Consider the following 22,284-nt stretch of genomic DNA (forward strand, 5'->3'; position numbering starts at 1 on the left):
CGTCTGCGCGAAGGCGACGCTGCCGGACAGCAGGGCCGCGACGCCCGCGAGGGCGATGATTCGGGTCATGTCGGCTCTCTTCGAGGAGGGATCCGTCCCGCCGGCTCGATCGCCGCGGGGTGGGCCGAGTCATGGGCGGCCGCGGCCGAACCGGCCCTGAACCGGCCCGTTCAGCTTCGGTTAAACTGGCCGCCCCGCTCTGCGGGCAGACCGGCCGCGCGGCTTTAGAGCCGTGCCCGATCGCGTTGCAATTGAGCACGGCTCGAAGCCCTTGTTCTGGCGCGCTCTCTTACGCCGAACCGGGGTCCACTTCGGCGGAGGGCGCTCTCGGCTTTCGACAGGCCCGTTGGCATCGTGTAGAGGGAGCGCCTTCCCTCGGAGGACCCCGTGCTCCACGTCTCGACCCGCGGCGAGGCCGCGCCGCTCTCGTTCTCGGACGCCCTGCTGGCGGGCCTTGCCCGCGACGGCGGGCTCTACGTGCCGCAGACCTGGCCGCAGATCGGCCGTTCGGAGATCGCCGCCCTGGCGGGCCGCCCGTACGCGGAGGCCGCCAAGCGCGTCTTGCACCCGCTGATCGACGGCGACATCGCCGGCCCGGATCTCGACCGGATGATCGACGCGTCCTACGCGACCTTCCGCCATCCGGCGGTCTGCCCGCTGACCCAGCTCGACGACAACCTGTTCCTGCTGGAACTCTTCCACGGGCCGACGCTCGCCTTCAAGGACGTGGCGATGCAGCTGCTCGGGCGGCTGATGGACCACGTGCTGACCCAGCGCGGCACCCGCGCCACCATCGTGGGCGCGACCTCGGGCGATACCGGCTCGGCCGCCGTCGAGGCCTTCGGCGGGCTCGACAGGGTCGACGTGTTCATCCTCTATCCCCACGGGCGGGTCTCGGAGGTGCAGCGGCGGCAGATGACGTCTGTGCCGGCGCAGAACGTCCACGCGCTCGCGGTCGACGGCACGTTCGACGATTGCCAGAACCTCGTCAAAGCCCTGTTCCAGCATGCGGATTTCGCCGACGCGGTCCGGCTGTCGGGGGTCAACTCGATCAACTGGGCCCGGGTGGCGGCGCAGGCCGTCTACTACTTCACCAGCGCGGTGGCGCTGGGCTCGCCCCACCGGCCGGTCTCCTTCGCGGTGCCGACCGGCAATTTCGGCGACGTGCTCGCCGGCTGGGTCGCCAAGCAGATGGGCCTGCCGATCGGGCGGCTGATGATCGGCACCAACGCCAACGACATCCTGGTGCGCACCCTGGAGCACGGCGCCTACGAGCTGCGCGGCGTGGTGCCCACCACCTCGCCCTCCATGGACATCCAGATTTCTTCGAATTTCGAGCGTCTGCTGTTCGAGGCGTTGGCTCGCGATGCGTCGGCGCTGTCGCGGCTGATGGCCGGGCTGAAGCAGTCCGGCGGGTTCTCGCTGAGCCCCGAGGTTCTCGCCACGGTGCGGTCCGAGTTCGACGCCGTCGCGGTGCCGGAGCCCGACGTGATGGAAGAAATCGCCCTGACCCAGGCCGCCACCGGCGTGGTGCTCGATCCCCACAGCGCCATCGGCGTGCGGGCCGGGCGTCGCCTGTTGGAGCAGGACCCCGCGACCCCGGTCGTGGCGCTGGGCACCGCGCACCCGGCCAAATTCCCGGACGCGGTCGCCAAGGCCACCGGCGGCCTGCGCCCGCCCCTGCCGCCGCACCTCGCCGACCTGATGGATCGGCCCGAGCGCATGACCCGGGTCGGGAACGATCAGGCCGCTGTCGAGGCGCTGATCCGCGAGCGCGCCCGCATCACGAGGGGTGCGTGAGCTTGGCGCGAGTCGCGCAACGAGCCCCCTCTCCCGAGCGGGAGAGGGTTGGGGTGAGGGTCGAGAACTGTCCGGAGAGGTCGCACCCCTCACCCTGTCCCTCTCCCGCACGGGAGAGGGGACCCGCGCCGGATCCGGCCCCCTTCGCGACGAGCCGTCGATGAACCAGCATTTCTCCACCCACGCTGCCTCGCCGTCGCTGCGCACCACGCGGCTCGACAACGGCGTCACCGTGGTCACCGAGCCGATGCCGGGGGTGGCCACCGCCAGCCTCGGCGTCTGGGTCGGGGCCGGCTCGCGCAACGAGCGGGCCGACGAGGCCGGGCTGTCCCACCTCATCGAGCACATGGCGTTCAAGGGCACCCGCACCCGCTCGGCCCAGGCGATCGCCGAGGCGATCGAGAATGTCGGCGGCGAGATCAACGCCGCCACCTCCACCGAGGGCACCAGCTACACCGCGCGGGTGCTCGGCGAGGATACGGACCTCGCCCTCGACGTGATCGGCGACATCCTCACCGGTTCGGTGTTCGATGCGGGCGAGCTCGCCCGTGAGAAGGGCGTGATCCTGCAGGAATACGCCGCCGTCGAGGACACCCCCGACGACGTGGTGTACGACGCCTTCACGGAGGCCGCCTTCCCCGACCAGCCGGTCGGCCGGCCGATCCTCGGGCGCCCCGAGACGATCCGGAGCTTCGACGAGGCCGGGATCCGCGCTTATCTCGACCGGGAATACACGCCGGACCGCATCGTGGTGGCCGGCGCCGGGGCCGTGACCCACGCGGCGATCGTGGCGGCGGCCGAACGCCATTTCGGCGCCCTCCCCGCCAAGGCCGCGCCTCAGGCGGTGCCGGGGGTCTATCGCGGCGGCGAGCGGCGGATGCCGCGCAAGCTCGAACAGGCCAACGTGGTGATCGGCCTGCCGGGCCTCTCCTTCCGGGACGAGGGCTATTACGCGCTGCACATGTTCGCCCAGGTGCTCGGCGGCGGCCTGACCTCGCGGCTCTGGCAGGAGGTGCGCGAAACCCGGGGCCTCGCCTACGAGATCCAGGCCTTCCACTGGCCGTTCTCGGATTGCGGCCTGTTCGGCATCGGCGCCGGCACCGCCGGGGCGGACCTGCCCGAACTGATCGACGTGACCCTCGCCGCCACCGCCCGGGCCGCCCGGGACCTCGACACCGTCGAGATCGCCCGCGCCAAGGCGCAGCTCAAGGTGTCGCTGCTCTCCGCGCTGGAGACGCCGGGCGGGCGCATCGAGCGCAACGCCCGCCAGATCCTGGCCTGGGGCCGCGTGATCCCCGCCGGGGAGGTGATCGCCAAGGTCGACGCCGTCTCGGTCGAGGCCGTCCGCGCCGCCGCCGCCGCGATGCTGCAGGGTACGCCGACGCTGGCGGCGATCGGCCCGATCCGTAAGCTGCCGTCTCTCGACACGATCGCGGGCGCGCTCCGGGCCGCCTGAGAGCCGGTCATGGTTTCGAAAGGTCGAGACCTTTCGCGGGTCCAGGGCGGAGCCCTGGTCAAGATCTCAGGGTTCAACCCTGAGCACCCGCCAAAGGGCTGAAGCCCTTTGGAAACCCGGGATTCGTCGGTCGAAGTGGCTCTGGATCGTGCCTCGAAACGGCCGCCGCAACTTGATTTGGCCGCAAAAGGGCGCGATCCGCTCGATTGAGGCCGCCGGGGCGGCTGACGCCGCTTCTCGCACGGCCGGACATCAAGACACCCTTGCGCATCCTCGCCCTCCTCCTGACCCTGGTCGGCGGTCTCGTCGGTGCCCTCGCCCTGAGTGGCCCGGCCTGGGCCGTGGAAGCGGTGCGCGTCACCCTCGACGCGCCGGTGATCGACCTGACCTCGGCGATCGAGCGCTACCGCTCGGACGGCGACCTGATCCAGATCTCCACGGCGCCCGGCAAGGACGGGATCGTCCGCCGCATCGTCGTGAAGGCGCGCGATGCCGGCGCCCGGCCCGACTGGATCGTGTTCGCGCTCACCAACGACACCGACGAGCAGATCGACCGGATCCTGATCGCCCCGCATTTCCGGCTGGTCGATTCCGGGGTGATCTGGCCCGATCTCGGCGGTTCGCGCATCGCCGCCATCACGGCGAGCCAGGGCATCCGGCCCGAGCGGGACGAGAACCCGGAAGCCGACCAGTTCACGATCACGCTCGATCCCGGCACCACCGTCACCTACGTCGCCGAATTGCGCGGCGCCAACATTCCCCAGCTCCACCTCTGGGACCAGGATGCCTACCGCCGGAAGGCCGCCGGCCTGACCCTCTACAAGGGCATCATCATCGGGATCAGCGGGTTGCTGGCCCTGTTCCTGACCATCGTGTTCGTGGTCAAGGGCGCGATCATCTTCCCGGCCGCGGCCGCGCTCGCGTGGTCGGTGCTGGCCTATGCCTGCATCGATTTCGGCTTCCTGCAGCGGGTCTTCCCGGTCACCGAACTGGCCGAGCGGGTCTACCGGGCCTCCGCCGAGGCGGTGCTCGGGGCGACGCTGCTGGTCTTCCTGTTCGCCTATCTCAACCTCGCCCGCTGGCACGTGCGCTACAGCCACGTGGCGTTCTTCTGGCTCGCCTTCCTGGCCGGCCTCGTCGGGCTCGCGGTGTTCGACCCGCCGGTGGCGGCGGGGGTGGCGCGCATCTCCATAGCGGCGGTGGCCGGCATCGGCCTGCTGCTGATCCTCTACCTCGCGGTCCATAACGGCTACGACCGGGCGATCCTGCTGGTGCCGACCTGGCTGATGCTCGTCGTCTGGGTGGCGGCGGCGGGGTTCGCGGTCACCGGCCAGATCGGCAGCGACCTCGTGCAGCCGGCCCTGATCGGCGGCCTCGTGCTGATCGTGATGCTGATCGGCTTCACGGTGCTCCAGCACGCCTTCGCGGGCGGCGGTCTCAGCCACGCCCTGGTCTCCGACACCGAGCGCCGGGCTCTGGCGCTGACCGGCGCGGGCGACGTGGTGTTCGACTGGGACGTGCCCGCCGACCGGGTCTTCGTCGGCCCGGAGATCGAGGGCCAGCTCGGCCTCGCCCGGGGCACCCTGGAGGGGCCGGCGACCAACTGGCTCGGCGCCCTCCACCCGTTCGACGTGGAGCGCTACTCGGCGGCCCTCGACACGGTGATCGAGGAGCGGCGCGGCCGCATCGTCCACGATTTCCGCCTGCGCTCGGAGGCCGGCACGTTCTTCTGGTACCGGCTGAAGGCGCGCCCGGTGATCGGCGCCGATGGCGAGGTGATCCGCGTGGTCGGCACCATCGCGGATGTGACCGAGATCAAGACCGCCGAGGAGCGCCTGCTCCACGACGCCGTGCATGACAGCCTGACCGGCCTGCCGAACCGCGAATTGTTCGGCGACCGCCTCGACGCGGCTTTGGCCTTCGCCAGCCAGGACCCGCGCCTCAAGCCCACCGTGATCGTGCTCGACGTCGACCGGTTCAAGGGCATCAACGACGCGATCGGCCTCTCGGCGGGCGATTCGATCCTGCTGACCCTGTCGCGCCGCCTCGGCCGCCTGCTGCGCCCGCAGGATACCCTGGCGCGGGTGGCGGGCGACGAGTTCGCGGTGATCCTGCTGTCCGAGCGCGAGCCCGACCGGATCCTGGCCTTCGCCGAGATGATCCGCCGGGCGATCGCCACGCCGATCACCTACGCCGACCGCGAGATTTTTTTGACGGTCTCCATCGGGTTGGCGCTCTACGAGTCCGGCGCCAACCTCAAGCGCGACGAGGTGTTCAAGAGCGCCGAGGTCGCCATGATCCAGGCCAAGCGCAACGGCGGCGACCGGATCGAGGTGTTCCGCGCCCATATGCGCACCGATCGCACCGACCGGCTGATGCTGGAGAGTGACCTGCGCAAGGCGATCGAGCGCAACGAGATGAAGGTGCTGTTCCTGCCGGTGGTGCGGCTCGAGGACCGCACCGTGGCGGGGTTCGAGACGGTCCTGCGCTGGGACCACCCGAAGCTCGGGCGCATTCCCCCCTCGACCTTCCTGCCGCTCGCCGAGGAGAGCGGCTTCATCGTCAATCTCGGCATCTTTGCCCTGGAGCGCACCGCGCTCGAACTCGCGGCCTGGCAGCGCTCCCTGGAGGTCGAGCCGCCGATCTTCGCGGCCTGCAACCTGTCTTCGCGTCAGCTCCTGCGCCACGACCTCCTGCACGACGTGAAGACCGTGATGGCCCGCTCCGGGGCGCTCCCCGGCTCGCTCAAGCTGGAATTCAGCGAGAGCCTCGTGATGGAGAACCCGGAATACGCCGCCCAGATGCTGGCCCGCATCCACGACCTCGGCGCGGGCCTGTGCCTGTCGGATTTCGGCACCGGCTACTCGGCGCTCTCCTACCTCCAGCGGTTCCCGTTCGACACGATCAAGGTCGATGCGACCTTCGTGCGCCAGATCGGCACCGGCCAGACCGCGATCCTGCGCTCGATCGTCCGCATGGCGAGTGAATTGAACCTCGCCATCGTGGCGGAGGGCTGCGAGTCCGAGGCCGACGCCCAGGCGCTCGCCGGGCTCGGCTGCGAATACGCGCTGGGCCCCGCCTTCGGCGAGCCCATGACCCTGCTGCAGGCCCGCCAGATCGTCGGGGCGGCGCCGGAAGCGGCCTGATCTTAGCCTGGATTGGTTTCGGCGGGTTGGAACAGCCGTAAACTGCCAAGGACCGAATCCTTTGGCCGGTGATGCGATGACGCCCGAACAGATCAGGCTGGTGCAGGACAGTTTCGCCAAGGTGCGGCCGATCGCCGGGACGGCGGCCGACCTGTTCTACGGCCGCCTGTTCGAGATCGCCCCGCAGGTGCGCGACCTCTTCCCCGCCGACATGGCCGAGCAGAAGTCGAAGCTGATGGCGATGCTGGGGCTCGCGGTGGCCAACCTGAACCACCCGGACACGGTGGTGCCGGCGCTGCAGGATCTCGGGCGCAAGCACATCGCCTACGGCACGCAGGCCGCCCATTACGCGCCGGTGGGCGAGGCCCTGCTCTGGACCCTGGAACAGGGGCTGGGCCCGGATTTCACCCCGGAGGTGCGGGCGGCGTGGGTCGCGACCTATGCGCTCGTCGCCGGGGTGATGAAGGCGGCGGCGGCGTGAGTCGCCGATGGGTTTAAGCCCCCCTTAACCATGCTCGCGCAAGCTCCTGTTGATGGATGGGCGCGCCGGCGTCCGGCATGGGGATAGGCGGATGGCCGAGGCGGCACGGCGTTATCAGCAGGCGGGCAGCTCCGATCTCTTGCGTCGCCTGATGGCCCGGCCGGTCCGGCTGGACCAGCAGGCCCGGATCCGGCTGCCACTGCCCGGCCGCGACCGGCACCACGCCGACGCGCCGGTCGAGGAACACGCCGGCGGGCCCGACGCGGATCTCTTCGACGAGTCCGACGACGCCATCACCCGTCTCGAGACCGAGCTTCAGGTGATGAAGGCGGTGCTTCGGGCCCAGCGGCAGGAGGTCGAATCCCTGCGGGCGCAGCGCCAGGTCCTCACGGAATCCGCCCCGAGCGACGATGTCCGCGCGACCCGCGAGCGCTGGGCGGCGCTGGTCGATTCGCTCCTGATCCGTGCCCCTTGAACCCGCCCTCGCCCCTGAATCCACCTTCGATGAGCCCTCTCCAGACCACGCGGGGTAAGGCCATGGGCGCGCGCTGCTCGCTCGTCGTCAACGGCCGGTCGGTGCGCGTCTCGACCGGCGACACGCCCCTGGAGGCGGCCCTCGCCGAGGGCATGATCGCGCCGGTCCAGGCGCAGGCCGGCCAGAGCGCGACGCATCACGGATCGGCGCGCCCCGTCCGCCGCCCGCCGGCTCATCGGTCTCGTTCCGAGGCTCTCCGGCCGGGCCTGCCGGCCGCCCCGATCCAGGGGCAGGAGGAGGCGCCACCGATCCCGGTCGCGATCCGCAAGGGCACCGTCACCGAGATCCGCCGGCTCAGCCCCGGCATCGTCGAGGTCGTGGCCACCCTGACCAAGCGCCCGACCCTGGAGCCCGGCCATCAGGCGCTGGTGACCTTCGCGGGGCTGCCCGCGCTGACCCTGTCCCCGACGCTCCGGGTCGACGGCGCGGCCGAGATCAACGAGGCGGTGTTCCACATCGCCCGCGATCCCGAGGGCGGGCCCATCGATACGCTCCGGCTCGACCAGCCCGTGCGCCTCAAGGGCCCCGTGGGACGGGGGCAGTACCGCCCCGGGGGCGGGCGCCTCGTCCTGGTGGCGGCCGGCGCCGGCTTCGCGGCGATCTGGGCGATCGCCCGGGCGGCCCGCTACGTCGAGCCCGCCCGCGAGATGGCGCTCGCGGTCGGGGCCCGGGACGCGCTGGACCTGTACATGCGCGAGAGTCTCGACTGGCTGCGCCGCACCGGCGTCGCCCGGATCGTGCTCTGCGCCGACCGCGGCGGTCCGCGCCCGCCGGACGTGCGCTCCGGCCCGCTCACCGCCCATCTGCCGAGCCTGCGCGCCACCGACGTGGTCCACGTGGCGGGCGACGTCTCGACGGTGGGGGCCGTGCAGGTGCTCGCCGCCTCGGTGGGCGCACGCTGCTACCCGATCGTGCTGGGCTGAGCGCGGGCGCACGGGATCGCCACCGCCGACGCATTCTCCACCGCCTCCCTGCCCTGCCGCTCCGCCCCCGCGCGGGATGTTCCATCGCCCCGGCCCGCGGCGCGGCAGCCAAGGCGTATCCTGCGCGACGATGCGATTCGAGGCTGCCGTTTCCGGTGCGCCTGGGCCTCTTCCCGACGAGATCTCGCCTAGGGCGACCGTCCGGGTCTGATGGTCGGCCCGAAGATCCAATGTCAGGCAGAAATGAAATTCCAAGACCTGCCCCGTCGTCGTCCGAAAATTCTCAGATAAGTGGCTGAGATTTTTGGTACGTAGACGGGTACATATCTATATTTTCTTATAATAATACTTATTTTATATTGTGCGTTTTGATAACTGTTCTGAATTTTATGGCACAAATCAGGGAAAATTCTGCTACGCGGGTCCGTCTAGCAAGCAGGAGTCGGATAGATGCGGCTGCTACAAGATACGAAACTCATCATTAAGATATCTGTTCCCTTCTTGATTATGATTTTGTCGAGTGTGTTTGTCGTACTATACTCGGTGCAAGCGCTTGAAAAGTTGGAAAATCGCAATAAGTATCTCGTAGACTACTACTTCTCGCGGCTGGAGATGTTTGCGCAGGTTCGGGAGCAGTTCCTCGAAGCGGGCCTGATGAACCGCAACATCATCATCGGCCGGCCGGAAAGCGAGATCCCATCCTTCCGCGATCGCTACGATCGGGCCGTCAAAGCCGTGGCCGACAATGTCGAGACGCTGGCTGCGGGGGCGCGCCGGAAGGAGATCCAGGACATCCAGCGCAACATTGGCCGTATCGCGCGTGTCTATTTCGATCTGCTCGATCGCTCCAACGCCCTCGCCCTTCGGGACGAACGGGACACCGCGATTCAGGTGGGCCTCGTAGAGAGCCGGGAGATCCGGACGCAGTTCAACACGGCGTCGCAGGCCTACGAGGTGCAGGCGGCGGCCCGTCTCAACGAGGCGAAGATCGCCTCGCAGTACGAGGCCGCGCAGGCCCGCACGATCCTGATCGGCGCCGCCCTGGCGGCCTTGCTCACCGCGCTCGGCCTCTCAATGGCGATCGTCGTGCTCGGTGTCACGCGGCCCCTTCACCGCCTCGTCGTCGGCTTGCAGCGTATGGCGGAGGGCGATGTCGCGGCCGCGATCCCGGAGGCGCGGCGCGGCGACGAGATCGGGATCGTCGGGCGCGCGGTCGAGGCGATCAAGGCCATGGTCGCCCTTAACGCCGCCGCCGAAGCCGAGCGGATGAGGCAGGCGGAGGCGGCCGCCTCCGTCGAGCGCAGGCGCAACAGGATGGAGCTGGCCCAGGTCTTCGAGCAGGCGGTGGCCACGATCGTCGATCGCGTCTCGTCGTCCGCGGGCGACCTCCAGACCACAGCCCGTCAGATGACCACGACCGCCCAGGAGGCTGCGAGCCAGTCCGGCACGGTGGCGCGCGCGGCCGAAGAGGCGACGGCCAACATCAATACCGTCGCGGCCTCGGCCGAGGAACTCGGCAGCTCGATCCAGGAGATCGGCCGCCAAGCGAGCGACTCCTCCGGATTGGCGCAACAGGCGGTCGACGAGGCCGATCAGGCCGCCGGCCTCGTATCCGAATTGCGGATGGCGGTCTCGGAAATCGACGCGGTGGTGCGGCTGATCTCGTCCATCGCCGAGCAGACCAATCTGCTCGCGCTCAACGCCACCATCGAGGCCGCACGCGCGGGCGAGGCCGGCCGCGGCTTCGCGGTCGTGGCGGGCGAGGTGAAGGCGCTCGCGGAGAAGACGGCCCAGGCTACCGACGGCATCGCCGCACAGATCGGCCAGATCCAGGGGGTCACCGGCGCGACGGTGGGTGCGATCGGCACGATCATCGACCGGATCCGCGAGATCAACGGGATGGCGGTCGCGATCGCGGCGGCCGTGGACCAGCAGGGCGCAGCGACTCAGGAGATCGTACGCAACATCACCCAGGCGACGCAGGGCGCCTCGGAGGTGACCGTCAACATCGCCGGCGTGGCCGAGGCCTCGGAGCAGACGGGACGTGCGGCCGATCAGGTGCTCACGGGGGCTACGGCCCTGGCGGTCCAGTCCGAGCGCCTCTCGGCGGAGGTCGACCGCTTCCTGGTCGGCATCCGCGCGGCCTGAGCCGATCAAGCGCGCCGCGCAGTGACGTGGGCGGCCGGCTCCGTCATGTGGAGATGGGCAGAGTCGAAATGGGCGAGCCGGGCGAGGGCGGCCGGATCGTGGATGGTCAGGCGCCGGCTGCGCAGGGTGATCAGCCCCATGCCGCGCAACTCCTGCAGCGTGCGGTTGATGTGCACGCTGGTCTGGCCCATCGCGTCGCCGAGATCGTTCTGGGTGACCGGCATCGGACAGGTGTCGGCCTCCGCAAGGCCCACCGCCGCCAGCCGCGCGTGGAGTTCGCAGAACAGATGGGCGAGCCGCTCGATGCCGGTGCGGCTGCCCAGGCTGATCGTCCACTCGCGCTGCACCGCCGCCGTGGCCAGCGCCTCCCGGTGGAAGGCGAGGTCGAGCTGCGGGCTGCGGGCCGTCATCGCCTGCAGCGTGGGGCCGGAGATCTGGCCGAGGGTGACGGGCGTGATCGCGCCGATCGTGTGATCCATCGCGTCGAGGAGGAAGACGTGCGGGTCGCACGGGTCGCCCGGCAGGAGGAACGAGACGATCTGGCGGCGCCCGCTGATGAACTGCCGGTAGCGGCAGGCCCAACCGTCGAGGATGATGCTGACGGCGCGCGGATCGTCGCCCTCGTGGATGATGTCCGTCCGCGCGGCGACCATGCGCCCCGGGCCGTTGGCATCGAACAAGCACATTCGATCCGCCTCCGAGAGCGGGACGTAGCATTCCAGCTTGCGCACGAGCGGATTTGACATGGTGTTCCTCCGCACCGGCTTGTGTCCACAAGCCTACTGAGGTTTCGTCGAATAAATACTTATGCAGATTAGTTTGCCGAGCCGTATCGACGATTGACGAACCTTGGCGGGCGCTGCCATGCCGACAGGGCCACGATCCGCGCCCGCATCCGCTCAAGTCGCACGGTTGCTAGATCTCGATGCAGATCTTGCCGAAGTGGCGGTTGCTCTCCTGGTGGCGGAAGGCCGCCACGAGGTCGTCGAGCGGGAAGCGGCGATCGACCACCGGCTGCAGACCGCAGGCCTCGATGCCGCGGATCATCGCGATCTGGTGGCGCCGGCTACCGACCAGCACGCCCTGCAGACGGATCTGTTTCAGGAGCGCCGGGACCAGCGGCAGCTCCCCCGCCACGCCCGACAGGATGCCGATCACCGAGATATGGCCGGCCACCCGCACGGCGGCCATCGACTGCTCCAGCGTCCCCGGCCCGCCGACATCGAGGACGTGATCGACGCCGCACCCGCCGGTCAGCCGCCGTGCGGTCTCGCCCCAGGCCGGATCGGCGCGGTAGTTGAGGACGTGGTCGGCGCCGAGCGCGCGCAGGCGCTCGAGCTTCGCGTCGCTGGACGAGGTGGCGATCACCGTAGCGCCCGCGGCCTTCGCGAATTGCAGGGCGAACAGCGAGACGCCGCCGGTGCCCTGGACGAGGACGACGTCACCGCTCTTGAGGCCGGCATCGGCGTGGAGCGCGCGCCAGGCGGTCAAGCCGGCGGTGGTCAGCGTCGCCGCCTCGGCGTGGTCCCAGCCCGCGGGCGCACGGGTGAAGGCCACGGACGGCGCCGTGACCCGCTCGCGGGCGTAGCCGTCGACCCCGTCGCCCGGCACGGTGGCAAAACCCTCGACCTGGGGCGTGCCCTCCAGCCAGGTCGGGAAGAACGTGCTGACCACGGAATCGCCCACGGCGAACTCGGCCGGGCCGGGCCCGACGGCCTCGACCGCGCCGGCCCCGTCGGACATCGGGATGCGGGGCTCGCTCGGTCCCCACATTCCGCTGACCACCGCGTAATCGTGGTAGTTGAGGGAGCTGGCCCGCAGGCGGACGGTGATCTCCCCGGGGCCGGGCTCCGGAACCGGCCGCACGCCGAACCCGACCTTGTCGAAGCCGCCCCCCGGCTGGACGATCACGGCCCGCGAGAGTGATCCGGTCATGGCGCACCTGTCCCTGTCACGGGCTCGGTCGCCCGTGGCATGAGGGTGGCAGGCCGCGCAGCCGGCGTCGAGACGCGAGGCGGACTGCCGACTCCGCATCTTCTGCTCCCGAAAGCCGGTTCGGCGCATAGGCTCCGCTTCGAAGCGGCCGCAAATTGGCAGCCTTTTTCCGGCTCCGGCGGCTAGATTGACCGTGTCGATGCGACCGTCGATGCAGAGCCGAATGGAGGTTTGCCGTGATCGCCAGCGTGGATCGGATCGCCCCGACGATGATGTCGCCCTGTCCGTGGTGTTGCAGCATCCGAACCGAGGAGAGCGCACCCCACCCGACATGGAAGACGAACAGCGATGCTGACTTATAACGTTGCCCCGACCCCCCATCCCGACCTGAGTGCCGCGGCGCTTGCCGACCTGAGTGCCGCGGCGTTCGGCAATCCCCTGGACCGGGGCGTCCGGTCCCATCCCTCGCACGAACGCGCCGCCCTCGCGAACGCCCTCGACGACGGGCTGATGCCCGACGAGGTGGCCCGGATCCTCGCCGGCCGCCGGATGGCGGAGGCCTTCCCGATCCGCTGGGGCGAGAGCCCCCAGGCCTACGCATCGCGGGCCGTGGCCGAGATGTTCGTCGCCTACCTCCAGTAGGCGTCCGCGTCCGGCCCCGTCGGTCGCCCCGATCCCGCCACGCCGATCCCACCCATTTGGAATGCCGCCATGACGGCCGCCACGCCGCACCTCACCCGCCGGTGGGGGCGCCGGACGGGGATGCGCGCGCGCATCCTCGCCCTGGCGCTCGCCACCTGTCCGATTCCCGCCTCGGCCGGCCCCGCCGGGCCGGGCCTCGGGGCTGCCTCCGGGGCGGACGACCCGGAGGTGCCGGCCCGGCTCACGGTCGGGCCGGGCGGCCGGGACCTGCACCTCGTGGGCGACCTCACCGAAGGCGTGGCCGCGCGGGTGTCCGGCCTCCTCGGCACCCATCCGGGGATCGTACGCCTGCACCTGACCAGCGACGGCGGCCTGGTCGAGGAGGGGGCGGCGATCGGGGCCCTCGTGGCCGCCCGCGGGCTGGAGACCCGGGTGTCCGACGCCTGCGCGTCGGCCTGCACGCTGATCTTCGTCCGCGGGCGGCGGCGCGTCCTGGCGGAGGGCGGACGGCTCGGCTTCCACGCCCCCTATGAGGTCGGGGCGCGGGGGCGGATGCGTCCGGTGGATTCCAAGCCTGAGCGGGCCGCCTATCGGGCGGCCGGCCTGCCCTCGGCCTTCGTGACGCGCGCCCTGGCGGTGTCCCCGGCCGCCATCTGGATCCCCGACGCGGCGCAACTCTGCGCGGCCGGCATCGTGACCGGGCTCGTCGGACCGGACCAGGGCTCCGGTGAACACGAGCCGCGGCCGTGTGGCGGACGGCAGCCGTGAGGGCTCATCCTGTGCGGTCCCTGAGCGGAGGGGGGCCGGCTCTTGCGGGTGCAGGGCAGTGCCCTGCTGTCGGGCGCTGCCCGAAAGTCGGGCTTCGCCCGATGCGCCAAGGCTTCGCCCTGGCAACCGACCAAAGGGCACGGCCCTTTGGAAACCGGTCTCGAAGTTCTAAACCCCGTCGACCGCCGTGCTGACCGCCTGGGCGTTCGGATCCTGCGGCCCGGTCACCGCCCTGCGATGGGCTGCGTCCTGCTCCACGGGCGTGGGGGCCGGCTGTGGCCGCCCGTTCTCGCCGAGGCGCTTCCGGCCGGCCCGCTCGGCCGCCGCCCGCTCCCGCGCCGGGTCGCCCGCTCCGCTGCTCTGATCTCGGGCCATGGTGTCTCCCGCTGGTGGCAAGATCGCGCGATCACGAATCGAAAAGGCAGGCCGCCCTGTCGGCGGGGTCGCCCCACCGGACCGGCAGCCTGCCCTCGTTTCAACCCCTGGATCGCATCACGGTTCGGCGGGGCCGGGTCCCCCGCGACCGCCTCAATCGCGGCAGACCCGCCGCGGCCCGTAGGGCGTGGGGCGGACGAAGCAGCGCGGGCCGTAGAAGCGTGGCCGACGATAGATCGGACGGCAGCGGCCGTACGGGCCGGGCGCCCAGCCGGGGCCGCAGCCGAAGGCCACGGTGGTCGCGGCAGCGGGGCCGGCGAGAGCGGCCGGCGTCAGGGGCGCCGCAAGGGCGGAGGCGGAGCCGAGGCCGCCGATGATGGCCGCGGCGGCCGCGAGCCTCTTCACGTGCATCATGATCAACCCTTCTGTTCGATCTCGTGCCGGGCTGGCCGGGCACGAGATCCGGGCAGATTGGTCATCATGCCTGAATGGGCGCTGACCTCAGCCGAAATTGTCTGGAAACAAAGATTTCGACGCCCTCGGTCGCGACGCGCTGGCTCGCACCGGTCCCACGCCCGCTTCAGCGCCGGTTGGAGGGGGCGAGCAGCGAGGCCGCCGCCGCCGTGGCGCCCGCCAGCAGGATCCCGGTCAGGACCGGGGTGACCGAGGCCTGCGTGTAGACGCTGCGCATGACGTGATGCGGCGAGGCTCCCCGCACGGACCCATCCCGGCCGGCCGCGTAGAGGGCGCCGTCCCGGTCCCTGCCGGCCGCGCCGGCCTTCTGGGTCCGGGACATGACCCGGGCTCCCACCCAGTCCGTGACCGACGGCGCGCGGTTGCGCAGGGAACTCATCATCTTGCCGCCGCCGCCGACATAGAGGTCCCGCGGGCCGTGCTCGGCGGCGTACAGGATCGCCTTGGCCACGTCCGCCGGGTCGTAGACCGGCGGCGGCAGCTTCGGGGCCTGCGCCATGTCGTTCCCGGCGTGTTCCGGGAAGGGCGTGTCGATCGAGGCCGGCTTGATCAGCGTCACCGAGACCGGGACGCCCTCCGCCTCCAATTCCATGCGCAGGGCGTCGGTGAAGCCTTTGATCGCGTGCTTGGAGGCGCAGTCCATGCCCTGGATCGGGAAGGCGAGGTCGGAGGCGATCGAGCCCAGGTTGACCAGCGCGCCGCCGGTCTTCCGCAGATGCTGCAGCGCCACCGTCGAGCCGTAGACGATCCCCCAGAAGTTCACGTCGAACAGCCGCCGATGGTCTTCGTCCGAGACCTCTTCGAGGCGGCCGAAGATCGAGAGGCCGGCGTTGTTGACCCAGGTGTCGAAGCCGCCATAGGCGCGGATCGCCTCGGCGGCGAGCGCCTCGACATCCGCGCGGCTGGACACGTCGGTCACGATTGCCCGCGCCTCGCCGCCGCGCTCCCGGATGTCGTGGGCGATGTCGTCGAGGGCGGCACCGTTGCGCGCCGCCAGGACCACGCGGGCCCCGCGGGCTCGGCCTCCCGCGCCGTGGCGAGGCCGATGCCGCTGGAGGCGCCGGTGATGACGATCACCTGCGCGCGCAGGGGCCTGTGCCGGATCTGCATGCTGCGTGTTCCTCTGTCTGCTGTCCGTTGCGCCGACGGGATGAGGCCGCCGGACGGGCTCATCGACCGCCGGGCCGGTCCCGCTCGGCCCCGAGGCTTGTCCCGCCGCGGCGCGCCTCGTCCTTCTCGGTGCCGGCCCGCTCCATCGGTCCGTCCTGCGGCTTGACCGTACCGGTGGCGGTGTCGAGGGGCGTGTTGGCAAGGCCCGCGCTCTCGGGTTTGCCGGCGGGCCTCCGCTGGGCCTGCGTGTCGTCCGGTGCGTCTGCCATGCCGTGTCCCGTCGTGCCGTACCCCTGGAGGCCAACCCATCGGCGTCGCCGACGTATCCGGGATTCATCCCACGCGATTATCGCCCGGGGCGGCGCGTCGTCGGAACGGAGCTGGACGCGTGGTGTTGACTGCGAAATCTTGATTCGGAGACAGGACGATGGCTGGAACCGCGAAGAAGACTGATCCCAAGCTGTGGGAGAAGGTCAAGAAACAGGTCACGAAGTCGGAGAAGGGCGGCAAGCCGGGTCAGTGGTCGGCGCGCAAGGCCCAGATGGCCACCGCCGAATACAAGAAGGAGGGCGGCGGCTACGCCGGCAAGAAAGCGGACGACAATCACCTCAAGCAGTGGACCGACGAGGAGTGGGGCACGAAGTCGGGCCAGGAGAGCGGCAAGACCGGCGAGCGCTACCTGCCCAAGAAGGCCCGCGAAAAGCTGAGCGACACGGAATACGCCGCCAGCACGGCCAAGAAGCGGGCCGATACCGCCAAGGGCAAGCAGTTCTCGAAGCAGCCGAAGGTGGCCGCCGACAAATCCGCTGCCGCGCGCAAGACCGGCAAGGCCGCCAGCAGGAGCACCGGCAAGGCCGCCAGCAAGGCGAGCGGCAAGACGGAGAGCAAGTCCGGGACGACCAAGGCCGCGCTGATGCGCAAGGCCCAGGCGCAGAACGTGCCCGGTCGGTCGAAGATGTCGAAGGCGCAGCTGGAGCACGCCGTCCACGCCTGAGGCAGGCGGCTCCAAGCCACTGTTTTGACGTGCTCCCGCGCGCCGAACCGGGGTCGACTTCGGCGCAGAGCGCTGGAACGACGAGAAACGCCCCGGGACAGGATCCCGGGGCGTTTCTCGTCCCGATTCGGCGGGGCCGCATCGGGCATGGCCCAGGCATGGCCGATGACCGGGAGAACGCCTGCCGGGCCGTCAGGCCCGACGGGCGTTTCCGCGGATGGGTCTTAGTACGAGCCGAACTTGTAGTTCAGGCCGGCGCGGATGACGGCGAACTCGTCGGAGCGACGGCCGACAGGGTTGTAGGCCACCGGGAAGTTGTTGGCGGCGTTGATGACCAGAGCACCCTGGTTGCGGGTGTTGCGGTCGAGGTTGACGTACAGGCCTTCGACCTTGAGCGTCACCGCCGAGGAGCGGAAGAAGTTCAGGAACGAGTCGACGGGGAGCGCGTACTCCATGCCGCCGCCGACCGCGTAGCCGGTGCGGAAGCTGTCGTTGCCGGCGTAGCCGCCGAACGAACGGTCAGCGCTGCCCGAGCCGTAGGCGAAGCCGCCGGTGCCGTACACGAGGACGCGGTCGAAGGCGTAGCCGAGGCGGCCGCGCACGGTGCCGAAGAAGTCGAGGCTCGACAGGCCACGCGGGTCGGTGACGTAGTACCCGGCGGCCAGCGGGCCGGTGACGATGGAGCGGTTCCGGTTGCGGCCGAAGTCGAGGTACTGGGCGTCGGCCTCGATGCCGAACACCACGCCGTTGCCCGGGGTCAGCTGGAAGTTGTAGCCGATCTGGGCGCCGCCGGAGAAGCCTTCCTGGTTGTTCTGGCCGAAATAGGCCGTCGTGCCGTTGCCGTACGGAGCCGGGACGGCGAAGCTCGAGGTGTTGTTGCTGCTGGCGTCGAACGCGTAGCCGGCGTTGATACCGAAGTAGGCGCCCGACCAGGTGAACACCGGCACGGGGGTGAAGATCGGCGGCGGGGCGGCCCGACGCGGCAGGTCGGCGGCCGAAGCGGCGCCGGTCAGGAGGGCCGTAGCGGCGCTCGCGAGAAGAAGCTTCTTGATCATCTGGTCCTCTGTCTCCCGTTGGGCGGGATGTGTACCGGACCACAGAACGACAGGTTGATGCCGCGCGATAGTGCAACGCTGCAACAGCCGAGCTTGATGTTTTGGGGTGGCCAATAATCAAGTGCGCCGGAGCACATCCCCCATGAGATTGCTGTTGCGCGGAGGAAGACCTGTATCCGGGGGGCTTCCGCCAGCGTATCCGTCGGGCGGCCGGAGCCGGGCCGATGCCCTAAGTCATTGCGCGCGCATCGTTTCGTCCTGACGCGTGAGGGCTCGCCGTTGAGACCGGCGCGGGAACAAAAAGCCCCGCCGCGCGAGGGCGGACAGGGCTTGAGTGCGATCGTGAATGTTCCCAGGACCAACCGGGAAGCTTCGCGATCCGTTAGAGCCTACCGGACGCCGGCTCGCAAGGCTGCCGCCGGGGCAGCCCGCAGGTAACATTAATTAACGATTCGCCCCCGCGGCGCGTCGATATCGGCTGGACTCAGTCTCCACCGGTCTCCCGCCGCGCTCCGGCTGGGCGTCACCGCCCGTCGCCAGATCATCGCGGCGCCTGGGCCGGTTCTGCGCGCCGCCGCCGTCATAGGTTCAGTGATCGCCGCCGGACGACGAGGGCCGAAATCTGAGGATTGACTGATCTGCACTTGGCAAGCTTGTATTCCGCATCGTAACATCGCTGCGATCTCATGAGTTTCTGGCTGAAAGGTCGCGCCTCATGCGATCTGCCGCCGGGTGCGGATCGCGTTCGGGCGGCGGACCGGCTTGTGGAGAAGCGGCGGATGTCCAGCGTGAGCGAGCGGACCGCGCGGCAGCAGCGGATCATGGCGCCGCTCCTCGTCGCGGCCATCCTCCTCGGCCTCGCCGGCCTGCCGCTCGCGGTCTGGCTCGACCTGCGCGGCCTGTCCGAGCGGATGCTCCAGACGCAGGCGGTGGAGACCGGCCGGATCATCGACCAGATGCGCAGCTTCTACGCCAGCGATGTCGTCCAGGCGGTCAACGGCGCGACGGGGCGGGTGATCACGACCCACGACTACAAGGGCGTGCCGAACGCCATCCCGATCCCCGCGACGCTCTCCCTGGAACTCGGCGAGCGGATCAGCGGTGCGGATGGGGCGGTGAAGTACCGCTTCATCTCGGACCTGCCGTTCAAGGACCGCAAGCCCCACGAGCTCGACGCGTTCGAGGCCCGCACCCTGGCAGAGCTGCGCGCCCACCCCCAATCGGGCTTTGCCAGCGAGACCACCGGTTCGTTCTTCGACCGTCAGGTCCGGATCGCCGCCCCGATCCGGATGGAATCGGCCTGCGTCCGTTGCCACAACGCGCACCCCTTGAGCCCGAAGACCGACTGGAAGGTCGGCGACGTGCGCGGCATCCAGGAGATCGTCCTGCACCAGTCGATCGCCGCCAACGTCCTCGCCTTCAAGTATCTGCTGGGCTACTTCATCCTGGCCGCGCTCGCCGGCAGCACAATCCTGCTCCTGCAGGCGCGCCAGTCCCGCCTGATCGACCGGATGAACCGCGAGCTGACGGACTCGAACGGCTTCCTGGCCGCGGTCTCGGTGCAGATCGCGAAATACATCTCGCCCCAGGTCTACAAGAGCATCTTCAGCGGCGAGCGGGACGTGTCGGTGACGACCGCGCGCAAGAAGCTGACGATCTTCTTCTCGGACATCAAGGATTTCACCGCCACCACCGAGCGGCTCCAGCCCGAGGAGCTGACCGCGCTGCTGAACGAGTATTTCACCGAGATGACCGCCATCGCGCTGAAGCATGGCGGCACGGTCGACAAGTACATCGGCGACGCGATGCTGGTTTTCTTCGGCGATCCCGAGACGAGGGGCGTGCGCGAGGACGCGCAGGCCTGCGTCCGGATGGCCATCGCGATGCAGCAGCGCCTCGGCCAATTGAGCGTCCGCTGGCGCCGGGCCGGCATCGAGCGCCCGTTCCAGGCCCGGATGGGCATCAACACCGGCTATTGCAACGTCGGCAATTTCGGCTCGGACGAGCGGATGGACTATACGATCATCGGCGCCGAGGCGAACCTCGCGGCCCGGCTTCAGGCGGCTGCGGCACCGGGCGGCATCACCCTGAGCTACGAAACCTACGCCTTGGTCAGCGATGGCGTCCGGGCGAGCCCGCAGGAGCCGATCCGCATGAAGGGCATCAGCCGCGACGTCGTCCCCTACGCGGTCGCGGACGATTCGACCGCCGGGGATCGGGGCGAGGCCCAGGATACGGTGTTCTCCGAGCACGCGCGGGGCATCGACTTCTACGTCGACGTCGACGCGCTGGAGGCGGATGGCGCGGCCCGGCTCCGGAAACGCCTGCTCGACACGCTGGCGGCCGTCGAGCGCCGCATGACCGGTGCGGAACGGCCGGCCAGGGATCTGGAGCCGGAGCCGCATCCGGGGACGCTGCAGCGCGCGGCGCGCTGAGCCGGCGCGCCGATTGGCTTGCACCGGCGGGGCATCCTGTGGTGACCCTGCCGGCATGGTGCCGTCGCGATTCCCCCTCCGAGCCGGCCCCGGGTGCGACCCGGGCGCGATCGACGTGCGGGCGTAGCGTCGGATGTTCGGATTCTCGCTCAGCTCCACCGAGCCCGACAGCATCGCGCACATCATCCAGGTCGCGCTCGCGCCCGCCTTCCTGCTCTCGGCACTCGCGACGCTGCTCAACGTGTTCTCGACCCGCCTCGGCCGGATCGCCGACAAGGTCGACGCCCTCTCGGCGGAGGCCGCCAGGATGGAGCGGGCGACGGATGCCGAGGCGCGGCGCCTGACGCGCCGGCTGACGTTCCTGCGGCGGCGCTCCTTCATGCTCGACGTGGCGGTCGCCCTCGCCTCGCTCGGGGGCTGCCTGATCGGATTGGCCGTGCTGACCCTGTTCGTCGGGGCACTGCGCGACGGCGCCGCCGCGTCGGTCCTGTTCGCCTGCTTCGGGGCGGCCCTGGTCTGCATCGTCGCGGCGATCGCCGCCTTCATGACCGAGATCCTGATGGCCGGCCGCGGCGTGCGCGACGAGGTCGACCGCCAGCAGGATGGGGTGCCCGAGCGGCGGTGAGGCCGACCGGCCTCCGAGACGGGGTGCGCATTGATTCCCTCCGCGACACGACGGATCGCATCACGCTTGCATCGCCACGGGAACCGGGCCTTAATCCGGCCGGTGCTTGATGCCGCTGCACGCCGCACCCCGGGAGTTCGTCATGACGGTTGCGATCCTGGTTGCCCTCCTGGCCGGCGCTCTCTCGCTCGGCGTCCTGTCGGCGGTCTCGTTCGGGCGCCGGGAGGAGATCGAGCTCGGGGACGGGTGCCCGTCCGACGAGGAGATCTTCGATCTGGGCGGTCGGGTGATCGACCTGGAACCGCAGCGCTGAGGCAAGGCGCCCCGCGCCGGAAACCAGGCTCCGTTCGACACCGCTACGCCTCGGTTTCGGGCACCCCTGCCCCGGAGGGGGTGTTCTGCCGCCTGGACCAGACGACCCGGCCGGCCGGATCCTTCAGGGCCGCCGAGCCCGAGCGGCCGGCGAGCAGCTTTGCGAACCGGGCCGCCGCGTCGGCCTTGGCGGCGTCCTCCGAGGGCGCGAGGATCTGCTCGTCGTGGATGATGATGCCGCTCGCGCTCTCCCGATGCACGACGCATTGCAGGCGATAGGGAACCGGCGGTGGGTTCGCGGCCATGGCGTTCTCCAGCCCGGGATGGCGTCAACGTGACCCGGGAGCCGGCGCCTTGAGCCCGGCTTCCGGGGATTCGCCGTCCCGGACAGCGAAGACACCGCCGAACACGCATGCCTCCCTGGCACCATCCATCGAGACTGAGCCATACCAGACATACGCGGCCCAAGAACCGTCTATCCGGTGTCCCGACCAGCAGGTGTCCTGACCAGCAGGTGTCTTGCCTGGGAAGTGTCCCCACCGGGATCGGTCCCGCCATCGCCGACGCGGCCTGCCCCGGGGCATCGGCTGGTCGGCGGCTTCCGTCCCGGATCGGCCCCTCCCCGGACGGGGCGACCCGGACATCGGGATGCCTCGACGGCAACGGCCTCCGATCGTGCCACGATCGGAGGCCGCTCCTGGTTCGGGTTCTAGCGCCTGTCAGTCCGGCCGAACGGCTTCGGCCCGGTCCGGAATCAGGCCGCCTCGCCCTCCGCGTCGTCGGCATCCAGGATGGTCTCCAGATCGCCCACCAGGGCATCCAGCTGGTCGGCGGTCGCCTTGAGCTTCAGCTTGGTGCCGTCCTGCGCCTCGATCGCGATCTCGATGTGATCCGCGACCTTGGCGGCCAGCGCCTGCTTCACCGTGTAGGTCGTCACGTCAGCCTTGTCCGCCATGCTGTCTCCTGGGTTGGCTCCCGGCAACGCGAGGCGGCCCGCATCGATACTGCGGCAGAAGCTCGCGAGGGACTGGAGCCGGTCTGCGCTACCTGCGCCGGCGCGCGACCGCCCG

21 protein-coding genes and 1 pseudogene are annotated in these 22,284 nt (G+C 70.1%); 13 read left to right on the forward strand and 9 right to left on the reverse strand.

The window, feature by feature from the left end; translation table 11 throughout:
* Nucleotides 1-387: 387 nt before the first annotated feature.
* The 7 genes from thrC (at nt 388) to OXS49_RS25370 (ending at nt 10,489) form a co-directional block, all read left to right on the forward strand.
* Nucleotides 388-1,800, forward strand: coding sequence for a threonine synthase (gene thrC, locus OXS49_RS25340; protein WP_244004296.1), 1,413 nt, complete (start codon nt 388-390; stop codon nt 1,798-1,800).
* A gap of 160 nt (nt 1,801-1,960) precedes the next feature.
* Nucleotides 1,961-3,256: a pitrilysin family protein gene (locus OXS49_RS25345; RefSeq protein WP_244004298.1), complete on the forward strand. Its 1,296-nt coding sequence runs from the start codon at nt 1,961-1,963 to the stop codon at nt 3,254-3,256.
* 263 nt (nt 3,257-3,519) lie between these two features.
* Nucleotides 3,520-6,402, forward strand: coding sequence for an EAL domain-containing protein (locus OXS49_RS25350; RefSeq protein WP_244004300.1), 2,883 nt, complete (start codon nt 3,520-3,522; stop codon nt 6,400-6,402).
* 76 nt (nt 6,403-6,478) lie between these two features.
* Nucleotides 6,479-6,883 carry a globin family protein gene (locus OXS49_RS25355; RefSeq protein WP_244004303.1) on the forward strand — a complete coding sequence of 135 codons (405 nt, stop codon included), beginning with the start codon at nt 6,479-6,481 and terminating at the stop codon, nt 6,881-6,883.
* 91 nt (nt 6,884-6,974) lie between these two features.
* Entirely contained in the window at nt 6,975-7,358 is a 384-nt protein-coding gene (locus OXS49_RS25360) for a hypothetical protein (RefSeq protein WP_267427427.1), read from the forward strand.
* A gap of 62 nt (nt 7,359-7,420) precedes the next feature.
* A complete protein-coding gene (locus tag OXS49_RS25365; protein WP_267427439.1) occupies nt 7,421-8,341 on the forward strand; it encodes a ferredoxin--NAD(+) reductase in 921 nt (306 codons plus the stop codon).
* Nucleotides 8,342-8,791: 450 nt separating this feature from the next.
* On the forward strand, nt 8,792-10,489 hold the full coding sequence (locus tag OXS49_RS25370) for a methyl-accepting chemotaxis protein (protein WP_267427428.1): 1,698 nt from the start codon (nt 8,792-8,794) through the stop codon (nt 10,487-10,489).
* Between the two features lie 5 nt (nt 10,490-10,494).
* Here the strand turns inward: OXS49_RS25370 and OXS49_RS25375 are convergent, their stop codons facing one another.
* Nucleotides 10,495-11,235 carry a Crp/Fnr family transcriptional regulator gene (locus OXS49_RS25375; protein ID WP_267427429.1) on the reverse strand — a complete coding sequence of 247 codons (741 nt, stop codon included), beginning with the start codon at nt 11,233-11,235 and terminating at the stop codon, nt 10,495-10,497.
* 169 nt (nt 11,236-11,404) lie between these two features.
* A complete protein-coding gene (locus OXS49_RS25380; protein WP_244004311.1) occupies nt 11,405-12,424 on the reverse strand; it encodes an NAD(P)-dependent alcohol dehydrogenase in 1,020 nt (339 codons plus the stop codon).
* A 348-nt stretch (nt 12,425-12,772) separates the two neighbouring features.
* Between OXS49_RS25380 and OXS49_RS25385 the strand changes: the two genes are divergently transcribed.
* Nucleotides 12,773-13,066: a hypothetical protein gene (locus tag OXS49_RS25385; RefSeq protein WP_267427430.1), complete on the forward strand. Its 294-nt coding sequence runs from the start codon at nt 12,773-12,775 to the stop codon at nt 13,064-13,066.
* Between the two features lie 69 nt (nt 13,067-13,135).
* Entirely contained in the window at nt 13,136-13,834 is a 699-nt protein-coding gene (locus tag OXS49_RS25390; protein ID WP_267427431.1) for a hypothetical protein, read from the forward strand.
* A 168-nt stretch (nt 13,835-14,002) separates the two neighbouring features.
* Here the strand turns inward: OXS49_RS25390 and OXS49_RS25395 are convergent, their stop codons facing one another.
* From OXS49_RS25395 to OXS49_RS25410, 4 genes and pseudogenes are all read right to left on the reverse strand, one after another.
* Nucleotides 14,003-14,209, reverse strand: a complete 207-nt coding sequence (locus OXS49_RS25395; protein WP_244004318.1) for a hypothetical protein — start codon at nt 14,207-14,209, stop codon at nt 14,003-14,005.
* Nucleotides 14,210-14,362: 153 nt separating this feature from the next.
* Nucleotides 14,363-14,623, reverse strand: coding sequence for a hypothetical protein (locus OXS49_RS25400; RefSeq protein ID WP_244004320.1), 261 nt, complete (start codon nt 14,621-14,623; stop codon nt 14,363-14,365).
* 166 nt (nt 14,624-14,789) lie between these two features.
* Nucleotides 14,790-15,793, reverse strand: a pseudogene (locus tag OXS49_RS25405) (SDR family oxidoreductase).
* A 59-nt stretch (nt 15,794-15,852) separates the two neighbouring features.
* Nucleotides 15,853-16,062 carry a hypothetical protein gene (locus OXS49_RS25410; RefSeq protein WP_267427433.1) on the reverse strand — a complete coding sequence of 70 codons (210 nt, stop codon included), beginning with the start codon at nt 16,060-16,062 and terminating at the stop codon, nt 15,853-15,855.
* Between the two features lie 158 nt (nt 16,063-16,220).
* Here OXS49_RS25410 and OXS49_RS25415 point away from each other — a divergent pair, with 158 nt between their 5' ends.
* Complete coding sequence (locus OXS49_RS25415; RefSeq protein ID WP_267427434.1) at nt 16,221-16,787, forward strand: hypothetical protein; 567 nt, start codon at nt 16,221-16,223, stop codon at nt 16,785-16,787.
* Nucleotides 16,788-17,011: 224 nt separating this feature from the next.
* Here the strand turns inward: OXS49_RS25415 and OXS49_RS25420 are convergent, their stop codons facing one another.
* The gene (locus tag OXS49_RS25420; protein ID WP_244004324.1) at nt 17,012-17,842 is read right to left on the reverse strand and encodes a porin family protein; all 831 of its coding nucleotides are present in this window, start codon (nt 17,840-17,842) and stop codon (nt 17,012-17,014) included.
* 779 nt (nt 17,843-18,621) lie between these two features.
* On the opposite strand from OXS49_RS25420, the gene OXS49_RS25425 reads away from it, so the two are divergent.
* The 3 genes from OXS49_RS25425 (at nt 18,622) to OXS49_RS25435 (ending at nt 21,215) form a co-directional block, all read left to right on the forward strand.
* Complete coding sequence (locus OXS49_RS25425; RefSeq protein ID WP_267427435.1) at nt 18,622-20,277, forward strand: adenylate/guanylate cyclase domain-containing protein; 1,656 nt, start codon at nt 18,622-18,624, stop codon at nt 20,275-20,277.
* A gap of 133 nt (nt 20,278-20,410) precedes the next feature.
* Nucleotides 20,411-20,902, forward strand: a complete 492-nt coding sequence (locus tag OXS49_RS25430; protein ID WP_244004333.1) for a DUF2721 domain-containing protein — start codon at nt 20,411-20,413, stop codon at nt 20,900-20,902.
* A gap of 142 nt (nt 20,903-21,044) precedes the next feature.
* Entirely contained in the window at nt 21,045-21,215 is a 171-nt protein-coding gene (locus tag OXS49_RS25435; protein ID WP_243923982.1) for a hypothetical protein, read from the forward strand.
* Nucleotides 21,216-21,258: 43 nt separating this feature from the next.
* Here the strand turns inward: OXS49_RS25435 and OXS49_RS25440 are convergent, their stop codons facing one another.
* Both OXS49_RS25440 and OXS49_RS25445 read right to left on the reverse strand, forming a co-directional pair.
* Nucleotides 21,259-21,519, reverse strand: coding sequence for a hypothetical protein (locus OXS49_RS25440; protein ID WP_267427437.1), 261 nt, complete (start codon nt 21,517-21,519; stop codon nt 21,259-21,261).
* 449 nt (nt 21,520-21,968) lie between these two features.
* On the reverse strand, nt 21,969-22,284 hold a 316-nt coding region (locus OXS49_RS25445), incomplete at its 5' end, for a hypothetical protein (RefSeq protein WP_267427438.1).

The organism is Methylobacterium sp. GC_Met_2, assembly GCF_026540795.1.
In the GTDB taxonomy this organism is placed as follows: Bacteria; Pseudomonadota; Alphaproteobacteria; order Rhizobiales; family Beijerinckiaceae; genus Methylobacterium.